Here is a 26,167-nt window from a genome sequence, read left to right as displayed (position 1 = left end):
CCACGGGGGCGCTATGGAGCAAACACATTCATCGTTGGACGGCTTCGAGTCGACACTGAAGAAGCATGCCCACGAACTGGTCGACAGTCTCGAGCGGGGCAAATTCGGCGACGCGGTGCAACTGATCCATCAGCTGAACCAGACCCGTGACCGTGGCCTGTACCAGGAAGTCGGCAAGCTTACGCGTGAGCTGCACAGTGCGATCGTCAGTTTCCAGATCGATCCGCAAATGCCGCAGGCCGAGGAAGTCTCGCAGATCACCGATGCGACCGAGCGCCTGTCCTATGTGGTCAAGCTGACCGAGGGCGCGGCGAACCGGACCATGGATCTGGTCGAGGAGAGCACTCCGGTCCTCCACGAGCTGAGTGACGAAGCCCGCGATCTGCGCGCCGACTGGCAGCGCTTCTTGCGCCGCGAAGTGGCTGCGCCGGAGTTTCGCGAGCTGATGCACCGCGTCGACCGCTTCCTGGAGCGTAGTGAGGAAGGCAGCCGCAAGGTCGCCGGCCACCTCAACGACATTCTCCTGGCTCAGGACTATCAGGACCTGACCGGTCAGGTGATCAAACGTGTCACGGCACTGGTCACCGAAGTAGAAAGCAATCTGCTCAAGCTCGTGCTGATGGCCAGTCAAGTCGACCGCTTTGCCGGTATCGAACATGACCACCAGCAGCTGCGCGCTGAAAAAGATCAAGAAAAACATCCGACTCGGGGTGAAGGTCCACAGATTCATGCCGATAAACGTGAAGACGTTGTGTCCGGTCAGGACGATGTCGACGATCTGCTGTCCAGTCTGGGTTTTTAGGGAGCACGTTTAATGAGCTTCGGCGCCGATGAAGAAATCCTTCAGGATTTTCTGGTAGAAGCCGGCGAGATTCTTGAGCAACTGTCCGAGCAACTGGTCGAGCTGGAAAGCCGTCCGGATGATGCCGATCTGCTCAATGCGATCTTTCGCGGTTTTCACACTGTAAAAGGGGGCGCCGGCTTCCTCCAGCTCAACGAGCTGGTGGAGTGCTGCCACATCGCCGAAAACGTCTTCGACATCCTGCGCAAGGGTGAGCGACGTGTCGATGCCGAACTGATGGACGTGGTCCTGGAAGCCCTGGACACGGTCAACAGCATGTTCGGTCAGGTGCGCGAGCGCAGCGATATCACGCCGGCCACGCCTGAGCTGCTGGCAGCCTTGTCGCGCCTGGCTGAACCCGCCGCTGACGAGCCGGTCGCCGCACCTGAGCCGGTGCTGGAACAGGCGCCAGAAGCGCCCGCCGAAGCGGACATTACCGATACCGAATTCGAACAGCTGCTTGACTCGCTCAATGCGGTCAAGGCTGAGGCCGAAGCCCAGGTGCAGGCACCGGCTGCGGCCAGCGATGAAATCACCGATGCCGAGTTCGAGTCGCTGCTCGACCAGTTGCACGGCAAGGGCCAGTTTGCTCCTGACAGTGTCAGCGCACCTGCGCCGGTGGCGCAATCCACCCAGAGCACCAGCGACGAAATCACCGATGATGAGTTCGAGGCGTTGCTTGACCAGCTGCATGGCAAAGGCAGCTTCGCCGCCGATGCCTTGCCGGGTGCAGTAGCGCCCGCTCCAGAGCCGGCCGCTGCGGCGTCGGGCGATCATATTTCCGAGCATGAATTCGAAGCCTTGCTCGATGAGCTGCACGGCAAGGGCAAGTTCGCCGCGGACAGCGTTGCAACGGCCGCTGCGCCAGCTGCTGCGGTTGCCGCCAAGCCTGCTGCAGCGCCAGCTCCAGCTGTTGCCAAGCCTGCCGCCGCCCCCGCTGCCGCCGCACCGGCCAAAGCCGCAGCGCCAGCCCCGGCGCGCCAAGCCGCGCCAGCGGGCGACAAGGCCGCCAGCGAAACGGAAACCACCGTGCGGGTCGATACCGCGCGCCTGGACGAGATCATGAACATGGTCGGCGAACTGGTGCTGGTGCGTAACCGCCTGGTACGCCTGGGCCTGAACAGCGGCGATGAAGCCATGTCCAAGGCGGTGTCGAACCTCGACGTGGTGACCGCCGACCTGCAGACCGCGGTGATGAAAACCCGCATGCAGCCGATCAAGAAGGTCTTCGGGCGTTTCCCGCGCCTGGTTCGCGACCTGGCCCGGCAGTTGAAGAAAGAGATCAACCTGGAGCTGGTCGGTGAAGAAACCGATCTCGACAAGAACCTCGTCGAAGCCTTGGCCGACCCGTTGGTGCACTTGGTGCGCAACGCCGTCGACCATGGCATCGAAACCCCGGAAGAGCGCGAAGCGGCGGGTAAATCCCGCGGCGGCAAAGTGGTGCTGTCGGCCGAGCAGGAAGGCGATCACATCCTGCTGTCGATCTCCGATGACGGCAAGGGCATGGACGCCAACGTCCTGCGCGCGATTGCGGTCAAGCGCGGGGTGATGGACAAGGATGCTGCCGACCGCCTGAGCGAAACCGAGTGCTACAACCTGATCTTCGCCCCGGGTTTCTCGACCAAGACCGAGATCTCCGATGTCTCCGGACGCGGCGTGGGCATGGACGTGGTGAAAACCAAGATCTCCCAGCTCAACGGCTCGATCAATATCTACTCGACCAAGGGCCTGGGTTCGAAGATCGTCATCAAGGTGCCGCTGACCCTGGCGATCATGCCGACCCTGATGGTCATGCTGGGCAATCAGGCGTTCGCCTTCCCGCTGGTCAACGTCAACGAGATCTTCCACCTGGATCTGTCGCGCACCAACGTGGTCGACGGCCAGGAGGTGGTCATCGTTCGCGACAAAGCCTTGCCGCTGTTCTACCTCAAGCGCTGGCTGGTCAGTTCCGCCGCTCATGAAGAGCAACGCGAAGGGCACGTGGTGATCCTTTCGGTCGGCACCCAGCGGATCGGCTTCGTCGTCGATCAGTTGGTCGGCCAGGAAGAAGTGGTCATCAAACCGCTGGGCAAGATGCTCCAGGGCACGCCGGGCATGTCGGGCGCCACCATTACCGGTGACGGGCGCATCGCGCTGATCCTCGACGTTCCGAGCATGCTCAAGCGTTACGCCGCCCGGCGTATTTGATTCTGGTGGCGCGGCCCGCACGCCGCGCCCCCTAATGGAGTGTTTATGGCAGTCAAGGTCCTGGTGGTGGATGATTCCGGTTTCTTCCGCCGCCGAGTCTCGGAAATTCTTTCAGCGGACCCGACTATCCAGGTCGTCGGTACCGCGACCAACGGCAAGGAAGCGATCGACCAGGCACTGTCGCTCAAGCCCGATGTCATCACCATGGACTACGAAATGCCCATGATGGATGGCATCACCGCTGTACGTCACATCATGCAGCGCTGTCCGACCCCGGTGTTGATGTTCTCCTCGCTGACCCACGAAGGCGCGCGGGTGACCCTCGATGCCCTGGATGCCGGTGCTGTCGATTACCTGCCGAAAAACTTCGAAGACATCTCGCGCAACCCGGAGAAGGTCAAGCAGTTGCTGTGTGAAAAGGTCCATACCATTTCCCGCAGTAACCGCCGATCAATCAGCTATGCCGCGCCAGTGCCGCAACCGGCCAGCCATACCCAGCCGAGCGTCAGCAGCCTGGGCAGCAGCCCGGCACCACGGGCTGCGGCACCGGTACGGGCGGCGGCTTCTGCTGCCTCGCCTGCACCCAAGCGCAAGCCTTACAAACTGGTGGCCATCGGTACCTCCACCGGCGGCCCGGTGGCGCTGCAGCGGGTATTGACCCAGCTGCCAGCCAATTTTCCGGCACCGATCGTGCTGATCCAGCATATGCCCGCTGCTTTCACCAAGGCATTTGCCGAGCGCCTCGACAAACTGTGCAAGATCAGCGTCAAGGAAGCCGAAGACGGCGACATGCTGCGTCCCGGCCTGGCCTTGCTGGCCCCGGGGGGCAAGCAGATGATGATCGACGGCCGCGGTGCGGTGAAGATCCTGCCGGGTGACGAGCGCCTGAACTACAAGCCGTGTGTGGATATCACCTTCGGCTCGGCGGCCAAATCCTACGGCGACAAGGTGCTGTCGGTGGTGCTCACCGGCATGGGCGCCGATGGCCGCGAAGGTGCGCGCCTGCTCAAGCAGGGCGGCAGCACGGTCTGGGCCCAGGATGAAGCCAGCTGCGTGATCTACGGCATGCCCATGGCCATCGTCAAAGCCAACCTGGCCGACGCGGTGTATAGCCTGGACGAGATCGGCAAGCACTTGGTCGAGGCGTGCGTCTGATGGATGTCTTGAGCCTTATCGGGATCATCCTGGCGTTTGTCGCGATTGTCGGCGGCAATTACCTCGAGGGTGGTCACCTCTCGGCGCTGATCAACGGCCCTGCGGCCTTGATCGTGCTCGGCGGCACCTTGGCTGCGGCGCTGCTGCAGTCACCCATGAGCGCCTTCAAGCGGGCGCTGCAGATCGTGCGCTGGATTCTTTTTCCGCCGCGTATCGACCTGGCTGGCGGTATCGACCGGGTGGTCAACTGGAGCATGACCGCACGCAAGGAAGGCCTGCTGGGCCTGGAAGGCGTGGCCGATGCCGAGCCCGATCCTTACGCGCGTAAGGGCTTGCAGCTGCTGGTCGACGGTGCCGAGCCTGAAGCCATCCGCAGCATCCTCGAAGTGGATTTCTACACCCAGGAAAGCCGCGACATCCAGGCTGCCAAGGTGTTCGAGTGCATGGGCGGCTATGCGCCGACCATCGGTATCATCGGTGCGGTCATGGGCCTGATTCATGTCATGGGCAACCTGGCCGACCCTTCGCAACTGGGTAACGGTATTGCCGTCGCCTTTGTCGCCACCATCTACGGTGTGGCGAGTGCCAACCTGATCCTGCTGCCGATTGCCAACAAGCTCAAGGCGCTGGCCATGCGTCAGTCGCGCTACCGGGAAATGCTCCTGGAAGGCCTGCTGTCGATTGCCGAGGGCGAGAACCCGCGCTCGATCGAGCTGAAGCTTCAGGGCTTCATGGAGTAACACATGGCACGCCGTCGACAACCTGAGGAACACGAAAACCACGAACGCTGGCTGGTGTCCTACGCGGACTTCATCACCTTGCTGTTCGCCTTTTTCGTGGTCATGTACTCGATTTCCTCGATCAACGAGGGCAAGTACAAGATCCTCTCCCAGGCGCTGATCGGGGTGTTCAACGACCCTGAGAAGAGCATGCGCCCGATCCCCATCGGCGATGAGCGGCCGCTGACCGTAAAACCGGCCGAGCCGCTGATCAAGGACAGTGACCAGGTCGATGCCGGCCTGGCGCAAACCAGCAGCGATCCGCTGAAAACCATCACCGATGACGTGCGCGATGCCTTTGGCGACTTGATCAAGTCCGACCAGATGACCGTGCGCGGTAACGAACTGTGGGTCGAGATCGAGCTCAACTCCTCGCTGCTGTTCGGCAGTGGCGATGCGATGCCCAGCGATGTTGCGTTCAACATCATCGAAAAGGTGGCGAAGATCCTCAAGCCGTTCGCCAACCCGGTGCATGTCGAAGGTTTCACCGATGACCTGCCGATCCGCACCGCGCAGTACCCGACCAACTGGGAGCTGTCCTCGGCACGTGCCGCCAGTATTGTCCGCCTGCTGGCGATGGAAGGGGTCAACCCGGCGCGCATGGCGTCGGTCGGCTATGGCGAGTTCCAGCCGATTGCCACTAACGACAGTGCCGAGGGGCGCGCGCGCAACCGTCGGGTAGTACTGGTGATTTCACGCAACCTCGAAGTGCGCCGCAGCCTGACCGGTACCGGCAGCGCCAACGCCACGCCAGATGCGGCAATGAAGCGGGCTGGCACACAAACTGCACCGCCAGCGCTATCACCGACGGTGGGGGGCAATCGCGTCAATCCTCCGTCACCGACCCTATAACCGTTCCCGGCAGGGCAGGTTGCCGTACCGGGAGGAAGCAACGAATGAGAGTCTGGGCAGTAGCCAATCAAAAAGGTGGTGTCGGCAAGACCACCACGTCCATCGCCCTGGCCGGCTTGCTGGCCGAGGCGGGCAAGCGCGTGGTCGTGGTCGACCTCGACCCCCACGGGTCGATGACCAGCTACTTCGGACACAACCCGGACGTGCTGGAGCACAGCTGCTACGACCTGTTCCTGCACAAGGGTACGGTTCCCGAAGGCTTGCCCGGGCAATTGCTGCTGCCGACCAGTGACGAAAAAATATCCCTGCTGCCGTCCAGTACCGCGTTGGCGGTGCTCGAGCGCCAGTCGCCGGGGCAAAGTGGCCTGGGCCTGGTGATCGCCAAGTCTCTGGCGCAGCTGTGGCAGGATTTCGACTACGCCATCATCGACAGCCCGCCCTTGCTTGGCGTGCTGATGGTCAACGCGCTGGCGGCCAGCCAGCAACTGGTGATCCCGGTGCAAACCGAGTACCTGGCGGTCAAGGGCCTGGAGCGCATGGTCAGTACCCTGGCGATGGTCAACCGGTCGCGCAAGCAGGCCTTGCCCTACCACATCGTGCCAACCCTGTTCGACCGCCGCACCCAGGCCTCCATGGGCACCTTGCGGGTGTTGCGTGACGCTTACCCGGAGAACATCTGGCAAGGCTACATCCCGGTCGATACCCGCCTGCGTGATGCCAGCCGTGCCGGGCTAACGCCGTCGCAGTTCGATGGCAAGAGCCGCGGGGTGGTGGCCTACCGGGCGCTGCTCAAGCACCTGCTGACGCACAACATCGCTCAGCAGGTGGCCTGATGAATCACCCGCAAAAGCTTGCTACCGGCCCGCAACTGGCGCTGCAGTCGTACCTTGACGGCTTGCTCCACGAAGCCACCGAGGTACTTGATCGGGTCGAGCCGCTGGTTGAGATCGATGAGTTCCAGGCGGCGGTGCTTGAGGAGCAGGCACGCGATGCCCAGGTTGCGCGTCTGCACAAGCCGGTGGTAGCTCAGGCAGCGCCTTTGCCTTTCGCCGAACCTGCGCCTGTGGTGCTCCCGGCGGTCATGCCGGTTGTAGCGCCTGAGCCTGAGTTCAAACCCGAATCCGAACCGGTCAGTGTCGAAGTCGCCGCCGACCAGCCTGCACCGGTCGAGCCGCTGGTGGAAGTCCACCTGCCTCCAGCGCCCAACCAGCCGGTACCGCCGGCCACCGTTGACGGGCGTCCGGCCTGGGCTGCCGAGCCGTTCGAATGCCTGTTGTTCGACGTCGCCGGGTTGACCCTGGCAGTGCCACTGGTGTGTCTGGGTTCGATCTATTCGCTGGCGGGTCACGAGCTGACGCCGCTGTTCGGCCAGCCAGACTGGTTCCTGGGCCTTCTGCCGAGCCAGAGCGGCAACCTCAAGGTGCTGGACACTGCGCGTTGGGTCATGCCCGACCGCTACCGCGAGGACTTTCGCCAGGGCCTGCAATACGTGATTTCGGTTCAGGGCTATGAGTGGGGCCTGGCGGTGCATCAGGTCAGCCGTTCGCTGCGCCTGGACCCCAACGAGATCAAATGGCGCAGCCAGCGTGGTCAACGCCCGTGGCTGGCCGGTACCGTTATCGAACACATGTGCGCGTTGCTCGACGTTGCCGAACTGGCCGAGTTGATCGCCAGCGGCGCAGTCAAGCAACTGCACGCCAAGCATAACTAATCGATCGCGCCTGCGATCGCACTGAGCACTCCGCCAAAGGCGGATTTTGAGGGATAGGGGAATGAAAAAGTCGTCTGCACAAGGTTCCGAAGATCCGATCCTGCAGTGGGTAACCTTCAAGCTGGACAACGAGTCCTACGGCATCAATGTGATGCAGGTGCAGGAAGTCCTGCGCTACACCGAGATCGCCCCGGTCCCGGGTGCGCCGAGCTACGTGCTGGGCATCATCAACCTGCGTGGCAACGTGGTCACCGTGATCGATACCCGTCAGCGCTTCGGCCTGATGTCGAGTGAAATCACCGACAACAGCCGCATCGTCATCATCGAGGCCGACAAGCAAGTGGTCGGTATCCTGGTCGACAGCGTTGCCGAAGTGGTTTACCTGCGCCAGTCGGAAATCGAGACCGCACCGAATGTCGGTAACGAAGAATCGGCCAAGTTCATCCAGGGCGTGTGCAACAAGAACAACGAACTGCTGATCCTGGTCGAGCTGGATAAGATGATGACCGAGGAAGAGTGGTCCGAGCTGGAGAACATCTGAGTTGATCTTTGAGGTTGCAGTCATATTTCTGGCGTTGCTCTGGGCGCTGAGCCTGTGGTTTTTCCTCAACTACAGCAAGCGCCAGCGCGAGCTGGCCGCCCAGCAGGCCCAGGGTGATGCGCTGCGTGATCAACGCATCAAAGACCTGGCCAAACGACTGGACGACTACCAGAACGGCAGCGTGCGCATGGGCGAAGCCCTGCACGAATTGCGCGCGACGGTGGCGCCCTTGCCGGACAAGCTCCTGCAGCTGGAGCAGCGCGACCCCAACAGCCTGTCGTTCGCCCAGGCGGCGCGGCTGGTGGGCATGGGGGCCAGCGTTGACGAACTCACCCAGTCCTGCGGCCTGACCCAGGCTGAGGCGGAGCTGATGAGCAAGGTGCACCGCAGCGAGTGAGAGAAGAAAAGGCGACCATCAGGTCGCCTTTTTCGTGGTTCAGGTATGCGCCCACGAATGCTGGCCGCCAACCTTGGCGAAACGGCCAAGGGGCAGCAACTCGCGCTCGACCGCACTCCAGGCTTGCAGGTCGACGTACAGCCAGCTTTTGGTTCGCGGTATGGCATAAAGGTTTCTGAGTTGCCGTAATCGGTACAGGTCCGGTAGCAGGCGGTCGACCACGGCGGTCAGCATGCCCGGGCCGGTAAGCCGGTTCAGTCGGCTGGCATAATTGTAGAAACCTGCCGGGTCGCCGTCTTTGTCCGGCCTGGATTGGTAAAAGTCCGGTTCGGCCTGATAGCGCCCGTGCATTTCCTCGGAAATCGCGATCAGCGTCGGGTTACCAGGGTGGCTGCCGATCATGCTGGTGTTGTACTGCTGGTCCATGCTCAGTTTTTCATTGGACATGGCCGGGTGCAGCAGCAGGCCATCCTCGCTGGCAGCAAGTTCCACCTCATCGACACCCTGCGCCCCGCACGGCGTCAACCAACCGATACAGCCGGAGCGGTTGCTGCCCGGCGCGAGCAACTCGTCGTCGACGTCGATGTACAAACCGCCCTCATGATGCAGCATCGGATAGCGCAACACGTCCGAGGCCGAGGCGTAGTTGGTGGCTACGCCGCCATTGCCGTCCAGGGCAGCCTGGTACTGGTCGAAGTACTTGCTTTGCTCGAATGCCCTGAAAAACGCCTGCTCCTCTAGCGGCAGGACGGTCAACCCAGGCGCCTTCACCCGCAGCTGACGCAGGTTTTGCTCGTACACCGATGGGTTGCTGCGGGACAGGAACAAACGGTACTGGTACTGACTGTTCTTCAACTTGTTCGCGTTTTTGCCGAGGTTTTCCACCAGTTCGGCACTGATGGCCTTGTCACCGACCCAGAGGGCGGTAATCGTTTTGGGAATCGGGCGGACGCCTCGCGTGGGGACGGGCAGTTCGACCGGCAGTGGGAGGTCGATGCCCAAGGCGCGCAGGGTGGACGAGCGCATCTGGTCGGTGACCGCCCGGGCATAGGGATCGGTGGGCACAAGGGCGTCGGTGCCTGCCTGGGCTTGATAGTAGGTAGGGTCTACGTTGTTCAGGCTATCGGTTTTGAGAAACAGGTCAAACTCCATGTCGTAGGCCAGATCGAGCTCCTCCACGTAGTCTGGATGGGGCAGAAAATAACCGGCCAGATGATCTGGCTGGCCAGTGTATCGCGGGTAGCGGCGCACTGAGCTGGTGACGGCGGCATTGCCATTATCCAGTGGGGCAATACGCTCGGGGCGGTGAAAGTAGGGGGCAACCTCCAGTTCAGGCAGGCGTGGCGGGTCGACCGGGCTGAGCGGGTAGCCCAGCTGGTCGTTGACCCGGCTAGGCAAGACGAAGCCGTCGCTCTTGACCCGGAACAATGCACTCCCTTTGGCCAGGCCCTCTACAACCAGAGGCGTGGCATTGAACAGGCCATAGGCAATGTTGCCGACTCCGTCAGCCTTATCCTGCAGGGTTTTGCCATTGATCGCCTGGTCCAGGCCCAGGCCCAGTTGCGCGATTCCGCCGACTGCGAGCAGCGGCGCCAGCCCGGGTACCACGAAGGCCAGTGGGGTCAGCAGGTTGAGTGCCGAGGTCAGGTATCCGCGCCATCTGGCCTTGGTCACTTCGCTGTTGCTGGTGATGATGAAATCGGCGTCGGCGTAGCCGCGTTGCTGCTGACGTTCTGCCAGGGCCTGGAACACATCAGCGGTGAGCCGCGGGTTGTATTTTTTCGGTCGATAGTTGACGTAGTCGCGCGGCGACCAGCGACCGTCGGTGGTAAAGCCGGGGCGATTCGAGGACAACCGGTGCACTGCGGGGTATTCCCCCAATCCTGCGAGGGCGGTATCCAGGCCGCTGAAGTCGAGACCATCGGGCGCATCGGCGAGGTTGAAGTGTTGCTTCAGCGCCTGGCGTTTGAGCGGGTCCTGGCATTGGCGGCCGACCCAGTCCTTGAGCTGGACTGCGCTGGCGAACTCCAGCAGCGGTGAGCTGTTTCCAGGCATATAGAGCAAGGTCAGGTCACTGTCGGCGTCGTTGATGTACAACAGGTCTGTGGCGGCATAGCCATAGATACTCAGGGTACTCAGGCGCAATCTGGAGCTGCGCGGCATCAGGCCGGCTGCTTGCCAGGCCAGTTTCCTTGCCGCATCGCTTAGGCTGCCTTCGCCGACCTGCTTGTTGCAGGCCGCGACAAAGCCGAGCTTGGCGGACATGCGGTGGCCTTCCAGGTGGTCGCGCCAGTAGCTGTCGAGCAGGGATTTGTAGCGGCTGTGGAAGTCCAGCTGTTCGATGAAGCGCTGGAAGCCTTCGGCCGGGATCTGCAGGTGCGTTGAATGGTCATAGCGGGCAGGCTCGGTGCGGCGAAACAGCCCGTTGAAGACCTGAAAGGACGTGCCGTACTGGATCAGCTCAGGCGCAGGCAGGCGCTCGACGATCTTGACCGGTCCATCGGGGAAGGTCCCGGCCCAGGGCGCCGAAAACAAGTCGCCAAACAAATCGTTATTGGACTCGCCTTGCCAGTTGGACAGCACGGCCTGGGTCAGGCTCATGCGGCTGATAACCACGGCCTGATAGCCATAGGAACCATCGGGGTGGTAATGCAGGGTCACCACATCGACCTGGTCGGGGTCGAGGGTCAGATTGTGTGTCGCTGCCCAGCCTCGGATGGCCCGGGTGGCTTCGCGGTCAGGGCGCGGAAAGTTGGCCAGATGCTTGCGTACGTATTGCACGCCGGCAGTGTTGATACAGGTTGTGGGCATGTCGGTCACCGTGATGCGAATGGAACCGACAGGCTTGCCCGGCGTGCCGTACTCAGGGTGGTAGATAATGCTGTGACGGGGTGATGTCGCGCTCTGGCGCGGGCGTGTCGGTGAAGCCCTCGGGTGCCTTGCCACGCAGCTGCCAGGCAAAGGCAATGATTTCGGCGATGGTCAGGTACAGCGCCTCAGGAATCCGCTCACCCAGCTCCATGCGCGCGAGCAGGCGCACCAGTTCGGCATTCTCGTAGATCGGTACTTCGTGTTCGCGGGCAATGGCCAGAATGGCCTCGGCCAGCTCGTCGTCACCTTTGGCACTCAGGACCGGGGCCTGTTGACCGTCGTAGCTCAAGGCAATGGCCTGGCGAGGGTTCTTATCGATCATGCGGTTTCACCTACCCTGTGGGAGCGGGCTTGCCCCGCGATAAGAGGGGACTGACTGGACGCAATCGCGGGGCAAGTCGAGTCGTCGCACCGCCGCTCCCACCGACTTCATGCTGTTTCGTCTACCCAGCGTTGCTCCAGTCGGGTACGCGGCCCTTGCGGCGGCGTACCGTGATGGCAATGCAGCTCAGTCACGTTAAGACCGCGTGCCAGCAGGCGTTCGCGCAAGTTACCCAGCTGACCCTCGATCAATTGCGCGGTACTCGGCAGCTCAGCCCACAGCTGGCTGGACAGGGCGCCCTGGCTGATCTGCGCCTGAACCTGTAGCGGCCCCAGTGGGTGCAGGTCGAAGGACAGTTCGACACGCCAGAGCATTTCCAGCGGGTCGCGGCGTTCGCGCTCAGGGTCGGCTTGCTGCTCCGGGGTTTCTTCGCGTTGCAGTTTGACTTGCAGGGGCAGGAAATCCTGGCCGCTACGCAGGGGGATTTCCAATTGCCAGGTGGTCTGCAGGTTGCCATCGGCGGTGGTACCGGTTTGTTCCAGACTGGCCAGTTGATGGCTTTGCAGGCGGGAAATGGCCGCGGCGGCCAGGCGTAGAAGGTGTTCCAGATCGCCTTCGCCGTCCTGGCTCTGCAGCAGCCGCGAGGGCAGGGGAAAGCCGCCGGGCTGCGGGCGCGGGCTGACCTGGCCAAGCATGCCGAGGGCGTTGCGGACCATGCCGGGCATCACCTGGGCCAGGGTGCTGGCGGCGGCGCTCGGGTTGAACTGAGCGTTACCAGGCAACCCCGGCAACAGCTGGGCTACCAGGCGCACCACCTGGGCCTTGAGGTCGGGGGCGAGGTTGGCGGGCATGCCGGCAATCAGCTTGGCCTCCAGGAACACACCGCTGTTGCTCAAGGCCTGGGCAACACCCTTGGGGTCGCTGAGCTGGCGCACATCCGGCAGGCTGGCCAGCAGCTTGTCCACCGTGGCGCGCAATTCACCGGACGAGCTGTTGTCGTCGCGCACCTGCTGCAGGGCACTGAGTAAGCCTTGCAGCGACGCCTGGCGACTCTGCTGGGTGCTCAAGTGCTGGGTGATAGCCAGCTGCTCCTGGCGCCCGCTCAACGGCACGAACGTCAATGATTGATCGCCCTGCACCCGGGCACTGAGCAGGCTGCCCAGCGGCAGTGGGCGAGGGCTGTCGATGGTCAGGGTGGCGCCTGCCTGAGGGCCGCTGAGCAGGCTCACCAGCGAACGGAACTGGGCGAGCTGGCCGAGCACCTGAGGCAGCGCCTGGCTGGTCAGGACCTTGCCTTGCAGCAAGGTGCCGACGGGCATTTCCCGGGTATCGATGCGGGTCAGGCTGGCAACGTTGCTGGCGATCGCCTGTTGCACGCTGATGGTCAGGTTCGAGCTGCTGCTCTGGCTCACCGCCAGCTGGCTGCCTTGCGCCAGTGGCTGGTTGCTGCTGGCCTGGACGTTGGTCTGCTTGCCGTTGTCCTGGGTCAGTTTGAGCAGCATCTGGAAGTCCTGGCCAACCTGACGCAGCGCCAGCACTTCGGCCTTGGCGGTTTCACCGGGGGCCAGCAAGGCTTGTTGCGGTTGCAGCAGGCGCAACAGTTCGCCGGTCATCGCCGAACGCAACTGGGGGGCGGCCGGAATCTGCGCGCCAAGGTTGTTAATTTCGCCTGTCATCAGCTGGCAACCTGTTGAAATAGCCCTCTTTGCAGTAGGACATCACATGTATAATGCCGCCCGATCTTTCGCGATCAGAGCGGCCGGGCTGTATCTGCACTGCCAGTATAACGGCAGCGCCGGGGCCGACTTGAGACAGGCATCCCAAGCATAAGGCGAAACTGTGACCCCTCATCTCGAAGCCGTGGGCCTGGCCTGCGAGCGCGACTGGCGAATGCTGTTCGAAAACCTCGAATTGCACCTGGCTGCAGGCGACATGCTGCAGATCAGCGGCCCCAATGGCAGCGGCAAAACCAGCTTGTTGCGCCTGTTGGCCGGGCTCATGAGTCCGACTGCCGGGCAGATTCGCCTCGACGGTAAACCCCTGGTTGAACAGCGCCACGAGCTGGCGAAAATCCTCCTGTGGATCGGCCATGCCGCCGGTATCAAAGACCTACTCAGCGCCGAAGAGAACCTCGCCTGGCTCTGTGCCCTGCATCGCCCGGCCGAACCTGAAGCGATCTGGAAAGCCCTTGAGGCGGTCGGCCTGCGCGGTTTCGAGGATGTTCCCTGTCATACCCTGTCGGCTGGCCAGCAGCGCCGGGTGGCGCTGGCCCGCCTGTATCTGGACAGTCCGCCGTTGTGGATCCTCGACGAACCCTTCACCGCCCTCGACAAACAGGGCGTGGCGCAGCTTGAGGCGCACCTGGCAGCGCACTGCGAGCAGGGCGGTATGGTCGTGCTGACCACCCACCACACGCTGGAGCGCAAACCGTCCGGTTACCGTGAACTGAATCTGGGGCAGTGGGCCGCATGAGTGTCTTTGTCCTGTTGTTGCGTCGTGAAGCACGTCTGTTGTGTCGCCGTCCGGCGGAGCTGGCCAACCCGCTGGTGTTCTTCGCCATCGTCATCGCACTGTTCCCGTTGGCGGTCGGTCCCGAGACTCAATTGTTGCAAACCTTGTCTCCGGGACTGGTCTGGGTAGCGGCCCTTTTATCGGTTTTGCTCTCGCTGGACGGGCTTTTCCGCAGTGATTTCGAGGATGGATCGCTGGAGCAGTGGGTCCTTTCGTCGCACCCCCTGCCTCTTCTGGTACTGGCAAAAGTACTGGCACACTGGGCCTTTTCCGGCCTGGCACTGGTATTGTTGGCACCCTTGCTGGCACTGATGCTAGGTTTGCCTTCGGCCTGCCTGCCGGTGCTGCTGGCATCGTTGTTGCTCGGTACTCCGGTACTGAGCCTGCTGGGCGCTGTGGGTGCAGCCCTGACAGTCGGTCTGAAACGTGGCGGCCTGCTGCTGGCGCTACTGATTCTGCCGTTATATATCCCGGTATTGATCCTGGGCAGTGGCGCCTTGCAGGCGGCATTGCAAGCTATGCCGGCGACCGGTTATCTGCTTTGGCTTGGTAGCCTGACCGCCCTGGCAGTAACTCTGGCACCCTTTGCAATAGCGGCTGGCCTGAAGATCAGCGTCGGCGAATAATGAGGTCTGGGCCCTGCCCAGCAAAGACCCTGGATGTACCGTGATGAAAAGCAGCGTTATCAGCTGGACGTGGTTTCATAAACTGGGTTCGCCCAAGTGGTTCTATGCCATCAGCGGGCGCATGCTGCCGTGGCTGACGGTGGCCGCGATCCTGTTGATCGGCATCGGCGTGATCTGGGGCCTGGCCTTCGCTCCCCAGGATTATCAACAGGGCAACAGTTTTCGCATCATCTACATTCACGTACCGGCCGCCATGCTGGCGCAGTCCTGCTACGTGATGCTGGCCGTGGCCGGGGTGGTCGGGCTGGTGTGGAAGATGAAGATTGCCGACGTCGCCTTGCAGTGTGCAGCGCCGATCGGCGCCTGGATGACCGCCGTGGCGCTGGTCACCGGTGCCATCTGGGGCAAGCCGACCTGGGGCAGCTGGTGGGTCTGGGACGCACGCCTGACCTCGATGCTGATCCTGCTGTTCCTGTACTTCGGTCTCATCGCCCTGGGCCACGCCATCACCAACCGTGAGAGCGCGGCCAAGGCCTGCGCGGTGCTGGCGATTGTCGGGGTGATCAACATCCCGATCATCAAGTACTCGGTGGAGTGGTGGAACACCCTGCACCAGGGGGCCACCTTCACCCTTACCGAAAAGCCCGCCATGCCGGCGGAGATGTGGCTGCCACTGCTGCTGACGGTGCTGGGGTTCTATTGCTTCTTCGGTGCCGTGCTGTTGCTGCGCATGCGCCTTGAAGTGCTCAAGCGCGAAGCGCGCACCAGTTGGGTCAGGGAGGAGGTATTGAGCAGCCTGGGTCGGGAGATGGCACGATGAGTTTTGCCTCTTTCAGTGATTTTCTCGCCATGGGCCATCACGGCCTGTACGTCTGGTCGGCCTACGGCATCTGCCTGCTGGTGCTGGCCGTCAACGTTGCCTTGCCGCTGCTGGCCCGGCGCCGTTACCTGCAAGAAGAGGCGCGTCGTCTGCGCCGGGAGAACAACCAGTGAATCCGCAACGCAAGAAGCGCCTGTTCATCATCCTCGGCCTGCTGGCCGGGGTTGGCATCGCCGTGGGCCTGGCCTTGAGCGCCCTGCAGCAGAACATCAACCTGTTCTACACCCCGACCCAGATCGCCAACGGCGAAGCCCCGCTCGATACCCGCATTCGCGCCGGCGGCATGGTTGAGAAGGGCTCGTTGCAACGTTCGGGCGACTCGCTCGACGTACGCTTTGTGGTCACCGACTTCAACAAGTCGGTGCCGATCACCTATCGCGGCATCCTTCCCGACCTGTTCCGTGAAGGCCAAGGCATCGTTGCCCTGGGCAAGCTCAATGCCGAGGGCGTGGTAGTGGCCGATGAAGTACTGGCCAAGCACGACGAGAAGTACATGCCGCCAGAGGTGACCAAAGCCCTCAAGGAAAGCGGTCAGGTTGCCACCGATGCGGGAGCCAAGCCATGAACGCCGCGCTGATCATTCCCGAACTCGGCCAGCTGGCCATGATCCTGGCGATCTGCTTTGCCGCCGTCCAGGCCACGGTGCCGTTGCTCGGTGCCTGGCGCGGCGACAGCCTGTGGATGAGCCTGGCACGGCCTGCAGCCTGGGGGCAGTTTGCCTTCCTGGCGTTTGCTTTTGCCTGCCTGACCCATGCGTTCATGACCGACAACTTCTCGGTCGCCTATGTCGCCAACAACTCCAACAGCGCCTTGCCCTGGTACTTCAAGTTCAGCGCCGTATGGGGCGCCCACGAGGGCTCTTTGCTGCTCTGGGCGATGATCCTCGGCGGCTGGACCTTCGCGGTATCGGTGTTTTCCCGACAACTGCCACAGGTGATGCTGGCCCGCGTGCTGGCGGTGATGGGCATGATCAGCGTCGGCTTCCTGTCGTTCCTGATCGTCACCTCCAACCCGTTCCAGCGCCTGCTGCCGCAGGTGCCGACTGACGGCGCCGACCTCAACCCGCTGCTGCAGGACATCGGCCTGATCGTTCACCCGCCGATGCTGTACATGGGCTATGTGGGCTTCTCGGTGGCCTTTGCCTTCGCTATCGCTGCCTTGCTCGGTGGTCGCCTGGACGCCGCCTGGGCGCGCTGGTCGCGGCCTTGGACCCTGGTTGCCTGGGCCTTTCTGGGTATCGGTATCACCCTCGGCTCGTGGTGGGCTTACTACGAACTGGGCTGGGGCGGCTGGTGGTTCTGGGACCCGGTGGAAAACGCCTCGTTCATGCCCTGGCTGGTAGGCACCGCATTGATTCACTCGCTGGCGGTTACTGAAAAGCGCGGTGTGTTCAAAAGCTGGACCGTGCTGCTGGCGATCGCCGCGTTCTCGCTGAGCCTGCTCGGTACCTTCCTGGTTCGTTCCGGGGTGCTGACCTCGGTGCACGCCTTCGCTTCCGATCCGGAGCGCGGCGTGTTCATCCTGATTTTCCTGCTGTTTGTCGTCGGTGGCTCGCTGACCCTGTTCGCCCTGCGCGCACCGGTGGTCAAGAGCCAGGTCGGTTTTGCCCTGTGGTCGCGTGAAACGCTGCTGCTGGCCAACAACATCGTGCTGGTAGTCGCCGCCTCGATGATCCTCCTCGGCACTTTGTACCCACTGATCCTCGATGCCCTGACCGGTGCCAAACTGTCGGTCGGCCCGCCGTACTTTGACGCGCTGTTCATCCCGCTGATGGCCTTGCTCATGGCGGTGATGGCCATCGGTGTGCTGGTGCGCTGGAAAGACACGCCAAGCAAATGGCTGCTGGGCATGCTGACCCCGGTGCTGATCGCCAGTGCCGTGCTGGCGCCGATCGGCGGTCTGCTGGTCGACGACTTCGACTGGCAAGTGCTGACCACTTTCGCGCTGGCTGCGTGGATTGTCCTCGCTGGCGTGCGCGATATTTTCGACAAGACCCGCCACAAGGGGCTGTTCAAAGGCCTGCGCGGTCTCAATCGCAGCTACTGGGGCATGCATGTCGCCCACCTGGGGCTGGCGGTCTGTGCCTTGGGCGTGGTGCTGTCGAGCAACAACAGTGCCGAGCGCGACCTGCGCCTGGCGCCGGGCGAGTCGGTTGAGCTGGCCGGTTACCAGTTCATCTTCGAAGGCGCCAAGCACTTCGAAGGGCCGAACTTCACCTCCGACAAAGGCACCGTGCGGGTCGTCGAAGACGGCCGCGAAATCAGCGTGCTGCATCCGGAAAAACGCCTGTACACCGTGCAGCAGTCGATGATGACCGAGGCCGGCATCGACGCCGGTTTCACCCGCGACCTCTACGTCGCCCTCGGCGAGCCGCTGGACAACGGCGCCTGGGCTGTGCGTGTACACGTCAAACCCTTCGTGCGCTGGATCTGGCTGGGCGGTCTGCTGACCGGCCTGGGCGGCCTGCTGGCGGCCATGGATGGACGTTATCGAGTCAAGGTCAAAGCCCGGGTGCGTGAAGTACTGGGCATGTCTGGAGCAACTGCATGAAGCGTTGGATCATGGTGTTGCCGCTGGCGGTGTTTCTGCTGGTGGCGGTGTTTCTCTACCGCGGTCTGTTCCTCGACCCCACCGAGTTGCCGTCGGCGATGATCGGCAAGCCGTTTCCGGCCTTTGCTCTGAAAACGGTGCAGGATGGCAAACCTTTGACCCAGGCCGACCTGATCGGCAAGCCGGCGCTGGTCAATGTCTGGGCCACCTGGTGCCCGTCGTGCAAGGTCGAGCACCCGTACCTGAACAAACTGGCCGAGCAGGGCGTGGTCATCCATGGGGTCAATTACAAGGATGACAATGCGGCCGCGATCAAGTGGCTGGCCGAGTTCCACAATCCTTATCAGCTCAATATCAGCGACGACCAAGGCAGCCTGGGCCTGAACCTGGGTGTCTATGGCGCGCCGGAAACCTTCCTGGTCGACGCCAAGGGCATCATCCGTTACAAGCACGTCGGTGTGGTTGATGCTACGGTCTGGCGCGAACAGCTGGCGCCGCTGTATCAGGGCCTGGTCGATGAGGCCAAACCATGAAGCGCTGGCTAGCAGCCGCTGTGCTCGGCCTGAGCCTGGCCGGGGTGACCCAGGCGGCGATCGATACCTATCAGTTCGCCGATGACGCCGAACGCGAGCGTTACCACGACCTGACCAAAGAACTGCGCTGCCCGAAGTGCCAGAATCAGGACATTGCCGATTCCAACGCGCCGATCGCCGCCGACCTGCGTCGGGAGATCTTCCGTATGCTCGGCGAAGGCAAGAGCAACCAGCAGATCATCGACTTCATGGTCGATCGTTACGGTGATTTCGTGCGCTACAAGCCTGAGCTGACCGCCCGCACCTGGTTGCTGTGGTTCGGCCCGGGTGTGTTGCTGGTGGGCGGCTTTGGCCTGCTCGCGCTGATCGTGCGCAAGCGTCGGGCGCAGAGCGCTGGTGGCCCTGTCGACCTTTCCCCCGAGGAGCGTGAGCGCCTCGCCAAATTGCTGGACAAAGAACAGACCCATGACTGATTTCTGGCTTGCTGCAGGCCTGCTGTTGCTGGTGGCCCTGAGCTTTTTGCTGATCCCGGTGTTGCGCGGCCGTCGTGCGCAACTGGAAGAAGACTGCACTGCGCTTAACGTCGCCCTGTACCAGGAGCGCGTTGCCGAGCTGACTGCCCAACAGGCGGCCGGTGTGCTTGATCAGGCGCAACTGGCCAAGGGCCGGGATGAGGCCGCCCGCGAGCTGTTGGCCGACACCGAAAACGCCGAACCCCAGCGCCTGGGCCGTCTGGGCAAGCCGCTGCCGTTGCTGGCCGCCGTATTGGTGCCGCTGATGGGGCTGGGCCTGTACCTGCATTTCGGTGCCAGCGAGCAGGTCGAACTGACCCAGCAGTTCGCCAAGGCGCCGCAGTCGATGGAAGAGATGACCACGCGTCTTGAGCGTGCCGTCGAAGCGCAACCTGATTCAGCCGAAGGTCTGTACTTCCTCGGTCGCGCCTATATGGCCCAGGAGCGGCCAGCCGATGCCGCCAAGGTCTTCGAACGTGCCGCCGGCCTGGCCGATCGTCAGCCTGAGCTGCTCGGACAATGGGCCCAGGCGCTGTACTTCGCCAACGACAAGCAGTGGACTGCGCAGCTGCAGTCGCTGACCGACGAGGCGCTCAAGGCCGACCCTAACGAGGTCACCAGCTTGGGACTGCTCGGTATCGCAGCCTTCGAGAGCGAGCATTACCAGCAAGCCATTGATTACTGGAATCGCCTGTTGGTGCAATTGCCTGAAGGCGATGCCTCGCGGGCTGCGTTGCAGGGCGGTATTGAACGCGCCCAGGAAAAACTCAAGGCGGGCGAAGGCAAAGTCGCCTCTGCACCGGCAGTGGCTGCAACTGGCGCACGGCTGAAAGTACGGGTCGAGCTGGCGCCAGCGCTCAAAGACAAGGTCAAGCCTGACGACACGGTGTTCATCTTCGCCCGCGCCAGCTCCGGCCCGCCCATGCCGCTGGCGGCCAAGCGCGTGACCGTGGCGCAGTTGCCGATTGAAGTGGAGCTCAGCGACAGCGATGCGATGATGCCGAGCATGAAACTGTCGAGCTTTCCCGAAGTCCAACTGGTTGCGCGCGTCTCGCGTGCTGGCAAGCCGACCCAGGGCGAGTGGATCGGTCACAGCAGCCCGCTGGCCAGCAGCACCACTGCCGCGCAGCACCTGACCATCGACAGCCCGGACCAGTAAGAGAATCACTATGAACAGCATCGCACGCCTTGCCCTTCTTTCCCTGGCCGTAGGCCTGAGCGCGTGTACTGTTCATCAGCCCTCGGAACCGACGGTGCCACCGATCGAAAGCCTGCCGCCGGGGCCGAGCACCAAACCGGCGCCGCGCCCGAGCACGGTACCGAGCAAACCGGCGGTGGTCACTCCGGCGCCCAAACCCATGCCGCGCACCTCCGCCAGCTTCGCACCGCCACCCGGTGGTGCCAGCCACTGGGATCCGCGCCTGGGTGTGTATGTGCTCGAAGGCAAGACCAACACCTTCTACCGCCAGCGTACCTACTACCGCTGGAACAATGGCTGGAGCTGGTCGACCAACCTCAACGGCCCCTGGCAGGAAACCGACAGCAGTGGTGTGCCAGGCGGTCTGGGCCGGGCTTTCGCGCAATAGCCCAAGCTGCGCATAATGCTCCCTCGCATTGAGCCGGAGGGTGGCATGAGCAAGACAGTCCTGGTACTGGTGGAAACCGTTGACGATTACCTGCCGTTACTGGAACAGGCGGGTTATCGCCTGATCCGCGCGCAGACGCCACAACGGCGCGCCGAGGCCATCGCCCACCACGCCAATGAAATCGACGCCGTGCTGACCCGTGGCCCATTGGGCCTGACCGCCGATGAAATCGCGACCTTGCCGAATTTGAAAATCATCTGTGTGATCGGCGCCGGTTACGAACAGGTGGACCTGGCGGCAGCGGCGGTGCGTGGCATCACCGTCACCAATGGCGCCGGGGCCAATGCCAATGCGGTGGCTGACCATGCCATGGCGCTGCTGCTGGCGGTGGTCCGTGACATTCCGCGTGCCGATGCCTCGACCCGTCGTGGCGAATGGAACCGGGTCATCAGCCCGTCGGTCAGTGGCAAGCGCCTGGGTATCCTCGGTCTCGGCGCTGTCGGCCTGGCTATCGCCAAACGCGCGGCGCAGGGCTTCGACATGCAGGTCAACTATCACAACCGCAATCCACGCCAGGATGTGCCCTACCACTATTGCGAGAGCCCGCTGGCGCTGGCTCAGGCCTCGGACTTTCTGATTGTCGCGACGCCCGGTGGCGCCACTACCCGTCAATTGATCGACACCCCGGTGCTTGAAGCGCTGGGCGCGGAGGGCTTTCTGGTCAACATCGCCCGGGCCAGTGTGGTCAGTACTGCAGACATGGTCCAGGCGCTGCGCACGGGGGTCATTGCCGGGGCGGCGCTGGATGTGTTCGATGACGAGCCGGCGGTGCCGGAGGCCCTCAAGGCCCTGGGCAATGTGGTCTTGACCCCGCATGTAGCAGGACAGTCGCCGGATGCGGCTCACGACACGGTACAGCTGGTGCTGAAAAATCTGCAGGCATTCTTTGCCGGTGAACCGGTACTGACACCCGTGACGGCTTAGCCGGCGAAGGGGGCGTCCAGTCAGCTGCTAGACTGAGTCCCTCCATCCCAGCAAGGAGCCTTGATCATGTCCCTGATCAAACACGGCAGCTGCCTGTGCGGTGCCGTCAAATTCAGTGTCAGCCTGGAAAAAGCCAGTGTCGACGCCTGCCATTGCAGCATGTGCCGCAAATGGGGTAGTGGACCGCTGTTTTCGGTGATCTGTTCGGAACCGGTGACATTTACTGCCGGGACGCCAGTGTTCTATGACTCTTCCGAGTGGGCGCAGCGCTGTTTTTGCGGCAAGTGCGGTACGCATCTGCTGTACCGCTTGAAGAGTGGCAAGTTCGAGTCGGTATCGGTGGGGGTACTGGAAGGCGATACCGACTGGGTCTTCGACCTGCAGGTGTACATCGACGAGAAGCCAGTGTACTACTGCTTTGCCAACGATACGAAAACCATGACCCGGGCCGAAGTCGAAGCGCTGTTCAATTGAGCGCCAGCAACCAGTCTGCAAACACCTGCGCCGCTGGCGAGCAGGGGGCCTGTTTGTCGTGCACCAGATAGTCGGCTTGCCCGGTGTGTACGACAAACGCCGATACCTGGCGGATCGAACCCTGGTCGATGCGCTCGCGGGCCATGAATTCCCAGCCAAGCCCCACCCCCATGCCTTGCAACACCGCTTCGAACACCAGATTGACCTGGTTGAAGGTCACCGCATCGGCGGGCGCCCGGTAGCGCAGCCCTTGGTGGCTGAACCAGTCCTGCCAGTCCAGGCAGTTCCAGGCCGAGGCATCCAGTTGAATCAGCGGCAAGGTTTGCAGCGCCTGCAGCGAGTCGATCGCCGGCAGGGCGCGCTTGACGCTGGCGATCGGGTAGATGGTTTCGTCGAACAGCTTGTCGGCCTTGAGTGAACTCCAGTGGCCATGGCCATAGAGAATGCCGAAATCGTAGTGGGCGATATCGCTTTCACTGATCTCGTTACTGGCGTGGATGTTCACGGTCAGTTCGGGATGCTGTTCGTTAAAGCGCAGCAGACGCGGGAACAGCCAGTACTGAGCAACGGCATGAGTGCAGATGACGCTGACATTGCGACTGCTATGGCCGGCTTTCAGGCGCAGCACGTTGGCCAGCAGGCTCTCCAGCATCGGTTCGACAATTGCGTTGAAGCCTTCTCCGGCCGAGGTCAGGGCGATGCCGCGGGCCCGGCGTTCGAACAGTACGGCGCCGAGGTGTTGTTCCAGCAGCTTGATCTGTTTGCTCACTGCGCTTTGCGTCAGGTAAAGCTCGCTGGCGGCGCGGGTGAAACTGCCGGTGCGCACCACTGCTTCAAAAGCGATCAGGGTGTCCAGCGGGGGCAGGTGGCGGCTGAAACGACTCATGCTGGCAATCCGTTCTGAGGAATGGCTGCATCATAAAGTCGATACTTACAGGCTGAAAGCCATTCCATACAGGAATGCCTGCATGCCTAATGATCTTTTGTCCGGACGACGGCCAAACGGTAGCCTGCGCACTTCTTTGAACAGGAGCGGGCAAGTGAAACAGGGTGTGGCCTACGCCGGGGTAGCCGGGGCGATGTGGGGGCTGGTGCTGATGGTGCCGCAGTTGTTGCCAGAGTTCAGTCCGGTGTTGCTCAGTTGTGCGCGCTTTGTGCTGTTCGGGGGGGTGACGCTGGTACTCGCGCTGCCGATGCGCAAGGCCCTCGGAAAACTGACCCTGGCCGATCTGTGGATGCTGGGGCGCTTGGCCCTGGTCGGCAACCTGCTGTATTTCATCTGCCTGGTGGCGGCTATCCAGCGCCTTGGCGTAGCGCCCGCTTCGCTGATTGTCGGTGTGTTGCCACTGACCATTACCCTGTATGGTCGCCATGACAGCGGCGGGGTAGCGCTCAAACAGTTGTTCGCGCCGCTGCTGCTGATTCTTGCCGGTATGCTGTGCATCAACCTGCAGACCTTTGCCGTTGAACCGGGCGCGGCGGGCGACAAAGTCGCGGGTGTGCTCTACGCTCTGGCAGCCTTGGCCTGCTGGACCTGGTACGCGGTTAACAACAGCCGATATCTCAAACAGTGCGGACATTTCGACAGTCATCAATGGTCGGTGTTGTGCGGCGTGATGACCGGGGTGTTCAGCCTGGTGCTGGTGGCGGTTATCGCACTGTGGCAGCCGTCACAGCTTCAGGTGCAGGCGTCGGCCGAGCGCTGGTGGCTGTTCTGGCTTTACAGCCTGGGCTGCGCGGTTTTTGGCTCGTGGCTGGCGGCGCTGCTGTGGAATGCCGCGTCCAAGCGCATGCCGTTGACCTTGAGCGGCCAACTGATCGTCTTTGAAACCCTGTTTGCCTTGCTCTATGCCTTCATCTGGCGGCAAAGCGGGCCGAGCCTGCTGGAGGCTGCGGCAATCCTCCTGGTGATCGGCGGCGTTTGCTGGTCGATGCGTCAGCACGGGCCTGCGGTGGGAGCGGGCTTGCCCCGCGAGGCGACTTGACTGATACACCGCAATCGCGGGTCAAGCCCGCTCCCACAGACTGCTGCTCCTTGCAAAACTCATTCAATCCTGAGAAAAGGCTGCGATTAAAGGCATACCACGAGGTCACGCATGAGCAGCGAACTGCAAATCATCGATATCCAGCTGGGCGAAGGCAAGGAAGCGGTCAAGGGTGCGCTGATTACCACCCAGTACACCGGCTGGCTGGAAGACGGCACGAAATTCGACTCGTCCTACGATCGCGGCAAACCGTTCCAGTGTGTGATCGGCACTGGCCGGGTCATCAAGGGCTGGGATCAGGGCCTGATGGGCATGAAGGTCGGCGGCAAGCGCAAGCTGGTGGTGCCGTCTCACCTGGCTTATGGCGAGCGCAGCATGGGTGCGATCACGCCACATTCGAACCTGACGTTCGAGATCGAGTTGCTGGAAGTCCTGACCCGCGACGAGTGACAGGCGCCTGTCTTAATCCGGCAACATCACGGCACTAAAGTCACTCGTGCTCAGGGTTGAGCAGTCAGGGATCGAACCAAACGGGATTCTCGCACTCTCAGTTAGCCCGCTCCACGGATGGAACAACAGACAGGGATCACCCGCGGCCTCGGCCGCGGCGTGTCATACGCGGGCCAGCGTTATCCCTTTTTGCCGTAAAGAGCCCGCACCATGAAGTTGTCGACCCTGTTCAAACGCCACCGCCATGCCTTGTGTTCTATGGCCCTGCTCGGTGGTGTCACGCTGCTGGCCGTGGAAGCCGTCGAAAGCCGCGCCGAGCCAGTGGACGGCGTCCAGACTCTGGTGTTCCTGCGCCATGCGGAAAAACCGGGGGAAGGTCTGGGCCAGCTTAACTGCCAAGGCCTGAATCGCGCCCTGGACCTGGCCACCTTGCTCCCGGAGAAGTTCGGCAAGGCCGACTATGTGTTCGCCGCCAATCCGTCTCGCCACGTTGAAGAAGGCAGCAAGGATGACGCTTACAGCTACATCCGCCCATTGATGACCATCAGCCCGAGCGCCATCAAGCTTGGCCTGCCGGTGAACATCGACTTTGGCGCCAACGACACCGGCGCACTGGCCGACGAGTTGCTGCAGGACAAATACCGCAATGCCACCGTCTACACCGCCTGGTCCCACGGTTACCTGCCCGAACTGATCAATACCGTGGCCGGCAAGGCCCTGGGTGAGAAGCGGGTGATTACAGAGGACTGGGATGGCGACGATTTTGACTCGCTGTACGTCCTGACCCTGACCTGGCACGACGGCAAGGCCAGTCTGCTTAGCCGCAACTACAAGCAAGGCCTGAACAACGGCGAGCATAGTTGCCCAAGCTGATCAAAGGGTGGGAGCGGGCTTGCCCCGCGATGCGATTTGACTGAAATACTGCAATCGCGGGGCAAGCCCGCTCCCACCGGAGGTGTTACCCCATCGGCGGCAAGCGCCGCTTGACCGGTGTTTTTTTCACGATTGCGGTGTTGGTCTCGGCATGGCTGTTGAGCTTGTCCAGCACCGTGTCCAACTGCTCCATCGAGCGCACATGCAAGCGGGCGATAAAACAGTCATCACCGGTGACCTTGTCGCACTCAGTGAACTCGGGAATGGCCATGATCTGCCGCTCCACTTCCTGCAACTGCCCCGGCAACGGTCGCACCCGCACGATTGCCTGCAACTGATAACCAAAGCAGCGCGGGTCGATTTCGACCGTGTAGCCTTTGAGTACACCGCGTTCCTCAAGGCGGCGCAGGCGTTCGCTGACGCTGGGTGCAGACAAACCGCTGAGCTGCGCCAGGGCCTTGAGCGAGCGGCGCGAGTCTTCCATCAGCGCCTTTATCAACAACTGGTCGATATCGTCGGTCATCTCAGTCTCGTTAGGCAGATTGCG

The 26,167-nt window shown here is 62.4% G+C and carries 29 protein-coding genes; 24 read left to right on the top strand and 5 right to left on the bottom strand.

The genetic code is table 11. The annotated features are described in order from the left end of the window. Nucleotides 1-13 precede the first annotated feature (13 nt). The 9 genes from PSAKL28_RS18745 to PSAKL28_RS18705 all read left to right on the top strand — a co-directional run bounded on the left by PSAKL28_RS18745 (nucleotide 14) and on the right by PSAKL28_RS18705 (nucleotide 8,463). On the top strand, nucleotides 14-802 hold the full coding sequence (locus tag PSAKL28_RS18745; RefSeq protein WP_038613329.1) for a protein phosphatase CheZ: 789 nt from the start codon (nucleotides 14-16) through the stop codon (nucleotides 800-802). 12 nt (nucleotides 803-814) lie between these two features. Continuing rightward, nucleotides 815-3,028 carry a chemotaxis protein CheA gene (locus tag PSAKL28_RS18740; protein WP_038613327.1) on the top strand — a complete coding sequence of 738 codons (2,214 nt, stop codon included), beginning with the start codon at nucleotides 815-817 and terminating at the stop codon, nucleotides 3,026-3,028. 45 nt (nucleotides 3,029-3,073) lie between these two features. Then, entirely contained in the window at nucleotides 3,074-4,183 is a 1,110-nt protein-coding gene (locus PSAKL28_RS18735) for a protein-glutamate methylesterase/protein-glutamine glutaminase (protein WP_038613325.1), read from the top strand. Next, nucleotides 4,183-4,923, top strand: coding sequence for a flagellar motor protein (locus tag PSAKL28_RS18730; protein WP_038613323.1), 741 nt, complete (start codon nucleotides 4,183-4,185; stop codon nucleotides 4,921-4,923). The genes PSAKL28_RS18735 and PSAKL28_RS18730 overlap by 1 nt, the downstream gene beginning before the upstream one ends. 3 nt (nucleotides 4,924-4,926) lie before the next feature. After that, the gene (motD, locus tag PSAKL28_RS18725; RefSeq protein ID WP_038613321.1) at nucleotides 4,927-5,814 is read left to right on the top strand and encodes a flagellar motor protein MotD; all 888 of its coding nucleotides are present in this window, start codon (nucleotides 4,927-4,929) and stop codon (nucleotides 5,812-5,814) included. Nucleotides 5,815-5,858: 44 nt separating this feature from the next. After that, nucleotides 5,859-6,647 carry a ParA family protein gene (locus PSAKL28_RS18720; RefSeq protein ID WP_038613320.1) on the top strand — a complete coding sequence of 263 codons (789 nt, stop codon included), beginning with the start codon at nucleotides 5,859-5,861 and terminating at the stop codon, nucleotides 6,645-6,647. After that, nucleotides 6,647-7,525: a chemotaxis protein CheW gene (locus PSAKL28_RS18715; protein WP_038613319.1), complete on the top strand. Its 879-nt coding sequence runs from the start codon at nucleotides 6,647-6,649 to the stop codon at nucleotides 7,523-7,525. Before PSAKL28_RS18720 ends, PSAKL28_RS18715 begins: the two co-directional genes overlap by 1 nt. Nucleotides 7,526-7,586: 61 nt before the next feature. Further along, entirely contained in the window at nucleotides 7,587-8,066 is a 480-nt protein-coding gene (locus PSAKL28_RS18710; RefSeq protein WP_028945467.1) for a chemotaxis protein CheW, read from the top strand. Between the two features lies 1 nt (nucleotide 8,067). Further along, a complete protein-coding gene (locus PSAKL28_RS18705; RefSeq protein WP_038613318.1) occupies nucleotides 8,068-8,463 on the top strand; it encodes a DUF2802 domain-containing protein in 396 nt (131 codons plus the stop codon). 39 nt (nucleotides 8,464-8,502) lie between these two features. On the opposite strand, the gene PSAKL28_RS18700 is transcribed toward PSAKL28_RS18705, so the two are convergent. The 3 genes from PSAKL28_RS18700 to fliK all read right to left on the bottom strand — a co-directional run bounded on the left by PSAKL28_RS18700 (nucleotide 8,503) and on the right by fliK (nucleotide 13,332). Next, nucleotides 8,503-11,274 carry a dermonecrotic toxin domain-containing protein gene (locus PSAKL28_RS18700; RefSeq protein WP_038613317.1) on the bottom strand — a complete coding sequence of 924 codons (2,772 nt, stop codon included), beginning with the start codon at nucleotides 11,272-11,274 and terminating at the stop codon, nucleotides 8,503-8,505. A 52-nt stretch (nucleotides 11,275-11,326) separates the two neighbouring features. Further along, nucleotides 11,327-11,656, bottom strand: coding sequence for an EscU/YscU/HrcU family type III secretion system export apparatus switch protein (locus PSAKL28_RS18695; RefSeq protein ID WP_038613316.1), 330 nt, complete (start codon nucleotides 11,654-11,656; stop codon nucleotides 11,327-11,329). A gap of 107 nt (nucleotides 11,657-11,763) precedes the next feature. After that, nucleotides 11,764-13,332, bottom strand: coding sequence for a flagellar hook-length control protein FliK (fliK, locus tag PSAKL28_RS18690; protein ID WP_038613315.1), 1,569 nt, complete (start codon nucleotides 13,330-13,332; stop codon nucleotides 11,764-11,766). 163 nt (nucleotides 13,333-13,495) lie between these two features. Here fliK and ccmA point away from each other — a divergent pair, with 163 nt between their 5' ends. The 12 genes from ccmA (at nucleotide 13,496) to PSAKL28_RS18630 (ending at nucleotide 22,312) form a co-directional block, all read left to right on the top strand. Beyond that, nucleotides 13,496-14,128 carry a cytochrome c biogenesis heme-transporting ATPase CcmA gene (gene ccmA / locus PSAKL28_RS18685; protein WP_038613313.1) on the top strand — a complete coding sequence of 211 codons (633 nt, stop codon included), beginning with the start codon at nucleotides 13,496-13,498 and terminating at the stop codon, nucleotides 14,126-14,128. Beyond that, on the top strand, nucleotides 14,125-14,793 hold the full coding sequence (gene ccmB, locus PSAKL28_RS18680; RefSeq protein ID WP_038616869.1) for a heme exporter protein CcmB: 669 nt from the start codon (nucleotides 14,125-14,127) through the stop codon (nucleotides 14,791-14,793). The genes ccmA and ccmB overlap by 4 nt, the downstream gene beginning before the upstream one ends. Before the next feature lie 43 nt (nucleotides 14,794-14,836). Beyond that, nucleotides 14,837-15,613, top strand: a complete 777-nt coding sequence (locus PSAKL28_RS18675) for a heme ABC transporter permease (protein ID WP_038613311.1) — start codon at nucleotides 14,837-14,839, stop codon at nucleotides 15,611-15,613. Further along, complete coding sequence (gene ccmD / locus PSAKL28_RS18670; RefSeq protein WP_038613310.1) at nucleotides 15,610-15,786, top strand: heme exporter protein CcmD; 177 nt, start codon at nucleotides 15,610-15,612, stop codon at nucleotides 15,784-15,786. The genes PSAKL28_RS18675 and ccmD overlap by 4 nt, the downstream gene beginning before the upstream one ends. Next, complete coding sequence (ccmE, locus tag PSAKL28_RS18665) at nucleotides 15,783-16,238, top strand: cytochrome c maturation protein CcmE (RefSeq protein ID WP_038613308.1); 456 nt, start codon at nucleotides 15,783-15,785, stop codon at nucleotides 16,236-16,238. Before ccmD ends, ccmE begins: the two co-directional genes overlap by 4 nt. An 11-nt stretch (nucleotides 16,239-16,249) precedes the next feature. Next, nucleotides 16,250-18,223: a heme lyase CcmF/NrfE family subunit gene (locus PSAKL28_RS18660; protein ID WP_174446966.1), complete on the top strand. Its 1,974-nt coding sequence runs from the start codon at nucleotides 16,250-16,252 to the stop codon at nucleotides 18,221-18,223. Beyond that, entirely contained in the window at nucleotides 18,220-18,756 is a 537-nt protein-coding gene (locus PSAKL28_RS18655; RefSeq protein WP_038613304.1) for a DsbE family thiol:disulfide interchange protein, read from the top strand. Before PSAKL28_RS18660 ends, PSAKL28_RS18655 begins: the two co-directional genes overlap by 4 nt. Continuing rightward, complete coding sequence (locus tag PSAKL28_RS18650; protein WP_038613302.1) at nucleotides 18,753-19,229, top strand: cytochrome c-type biogenesis protein; 477 nt, start codon at nucleotides 18,753-18,755, stop codon at nucleotides 19,227-19,229. Before PSAKL28_RS18655 ends, PSAKL28_RS18650 begins: the two co-directional genes overlap by 4 nt. After that, entirely contained in the window at nucleotides 19,222-20,427 is a 1,206-nt protein-coding gene (gene ccmI / locus PSAKL28_RS18645) for a c-type cytochrome biogenesis protein CcmI (RefSeq protein ID WP_038613300.1), read from the top strand. Before PSAKL28_RS18650 ends, ccmI begins: the two co-directional genes overlap by 8 nt. A gap of 10 nt (nucleotides 20,428-20,437) precedes the next feature. After that, entirely contained in the window at nucleotides 20,438-20,854 is a 417-nt protein-coding gene (locus tag PSAKL28_RS18640; protein ID WP_038613298.1) for a superantigen-like protein SSL4, read from the top strand. A gap of 45 nt (nucleotides 20,855-20,899) precedes the next feature. Then, entirely contained in the window at nucleotides 20,900-21,838 is a 939-nt protein-coding gene (locus tag PSAKL28_RS18635) for a 2-hydroxyacid dehydrogenase (protein WP_038613296.1), read from the top strand. A gap of 66 nt (nucleotides 21,839-21,904) precedes the next feature. Continuing rightward, a complete protein-coding gene (locus tag PSAKL28_RS18630) occupies nucleotides 21,905-22,312 on the top strand; it encodes a GFA family protein (protein ID WP_038613294.1) in 408 nt (135 codons plus the stop codon). Here PSAKL28_RS18630 and PSAKL28_RS18625 read toward each other — a convergent pair. Then, entirely contained in the window at nucleotides 22,305-23,198 is an 894-nt protein-coding gene (locus tag PSAKL28_RS18625; protein WP_038613292.1) for a LysR substrate-binding domain-containing protein, read from the bottom strand. The two genes, PSAKL28_RS18630 and PSAKL28_RS18625, sit on opposite strands and share 8 nt — an antisense overlap. A gap of 154 nt (nucleotides 23,199-23,352) precedes the next feature. Here PSAKL28_RS18625 and PSAKL28_RS18620 point away from each other — a divergent pair, with 154 nt between their 5' ends. The 3 genes from PSAKL28_RS18620 to PSAKL28_RS18610 all read left to right on the top strand — a co-directional run bounded on the left by PSAKL28_RS18620 (nucleotide 23,353) and on the right by PSAKL28_RS18610 (nucleotide 25,620). Next, nucleotides 23,353-24,297, top strand: a complete 945-nt coding sequence (locus PSAKL28_RS18620; RefSeq protein ID WP_038613290.1) for a DMT family transporter — start codon at nucleotides 23,353-23,355, stop codon at nucleotides 24,295-24,297. A gap of 111 nt (nucleotides 24,298-24,408) precedes the next feature. Continuing rightward, nucleotides 24,409-24,747: an FKBP-type peptidyl-prolyl cis-trans isomerase gene (locus PSAKL28_RS18615; protein ID WP_038613288.1), complete on the top strand. Its 339-nt coding sequence runs from the start codon at nucleotides 24,409-24,411 to the stop codon at nucleotides 24,745-24,747. Between the two features lie 210 nt (nucleotides 24,748-24,957). After that, the gene (locus PSAKL28_RS18610) at nucleotides 24,958-25,620 is read left to right on the top strand and encodes a hypothetical protein (RefSeq protein ID WP_038613285.1); all 663 of its coding nucleotides are present in this window, start codon (nucleotides 24,958-24,960) and stop codon (nucleotides 25,618-25,620) included. An 85-nt stretch (nucleotides 25,621-25,705) separates the two neighbouring features. Here the strand turns inward: PSAKL28_RS18610 and PSAKL28_RS18605 are convergent, their stop codons facing one another. Continuing rightward, the gene (locus tag PSAKL28_RS18605) at nucleotides 25,706-26,143 is read right to left on the bottom strand and encodes an Lrp/AsnC family transcriptional regulator (RefSeq protein WP_038613283.1); all 438 of its coding nucleotides are present in this window, start codon (nucleotides 26,141-26,143) and stop codon (nucleotides 25,706-25,708) included. Nucleotides 26,144-26,167: the final 24 nt, after the last annotated feature.

Origin of the sequence: Pseudomonas alkylphenolica (genome assembly GCF_000746525.1) — a bacterium.
Lineage (GTDB): Bacteria > Pseudomonadota > Gammaproteobacteria > Pseudomonadales > Pseudomonadaceae > Aquipseudomonas > Aquipseudomonas alkylphenolica.
Note: the sequence above shows the minus strand (reverse complement) of the source record. Positions and strands in the feature narration are given on the sequence as shown.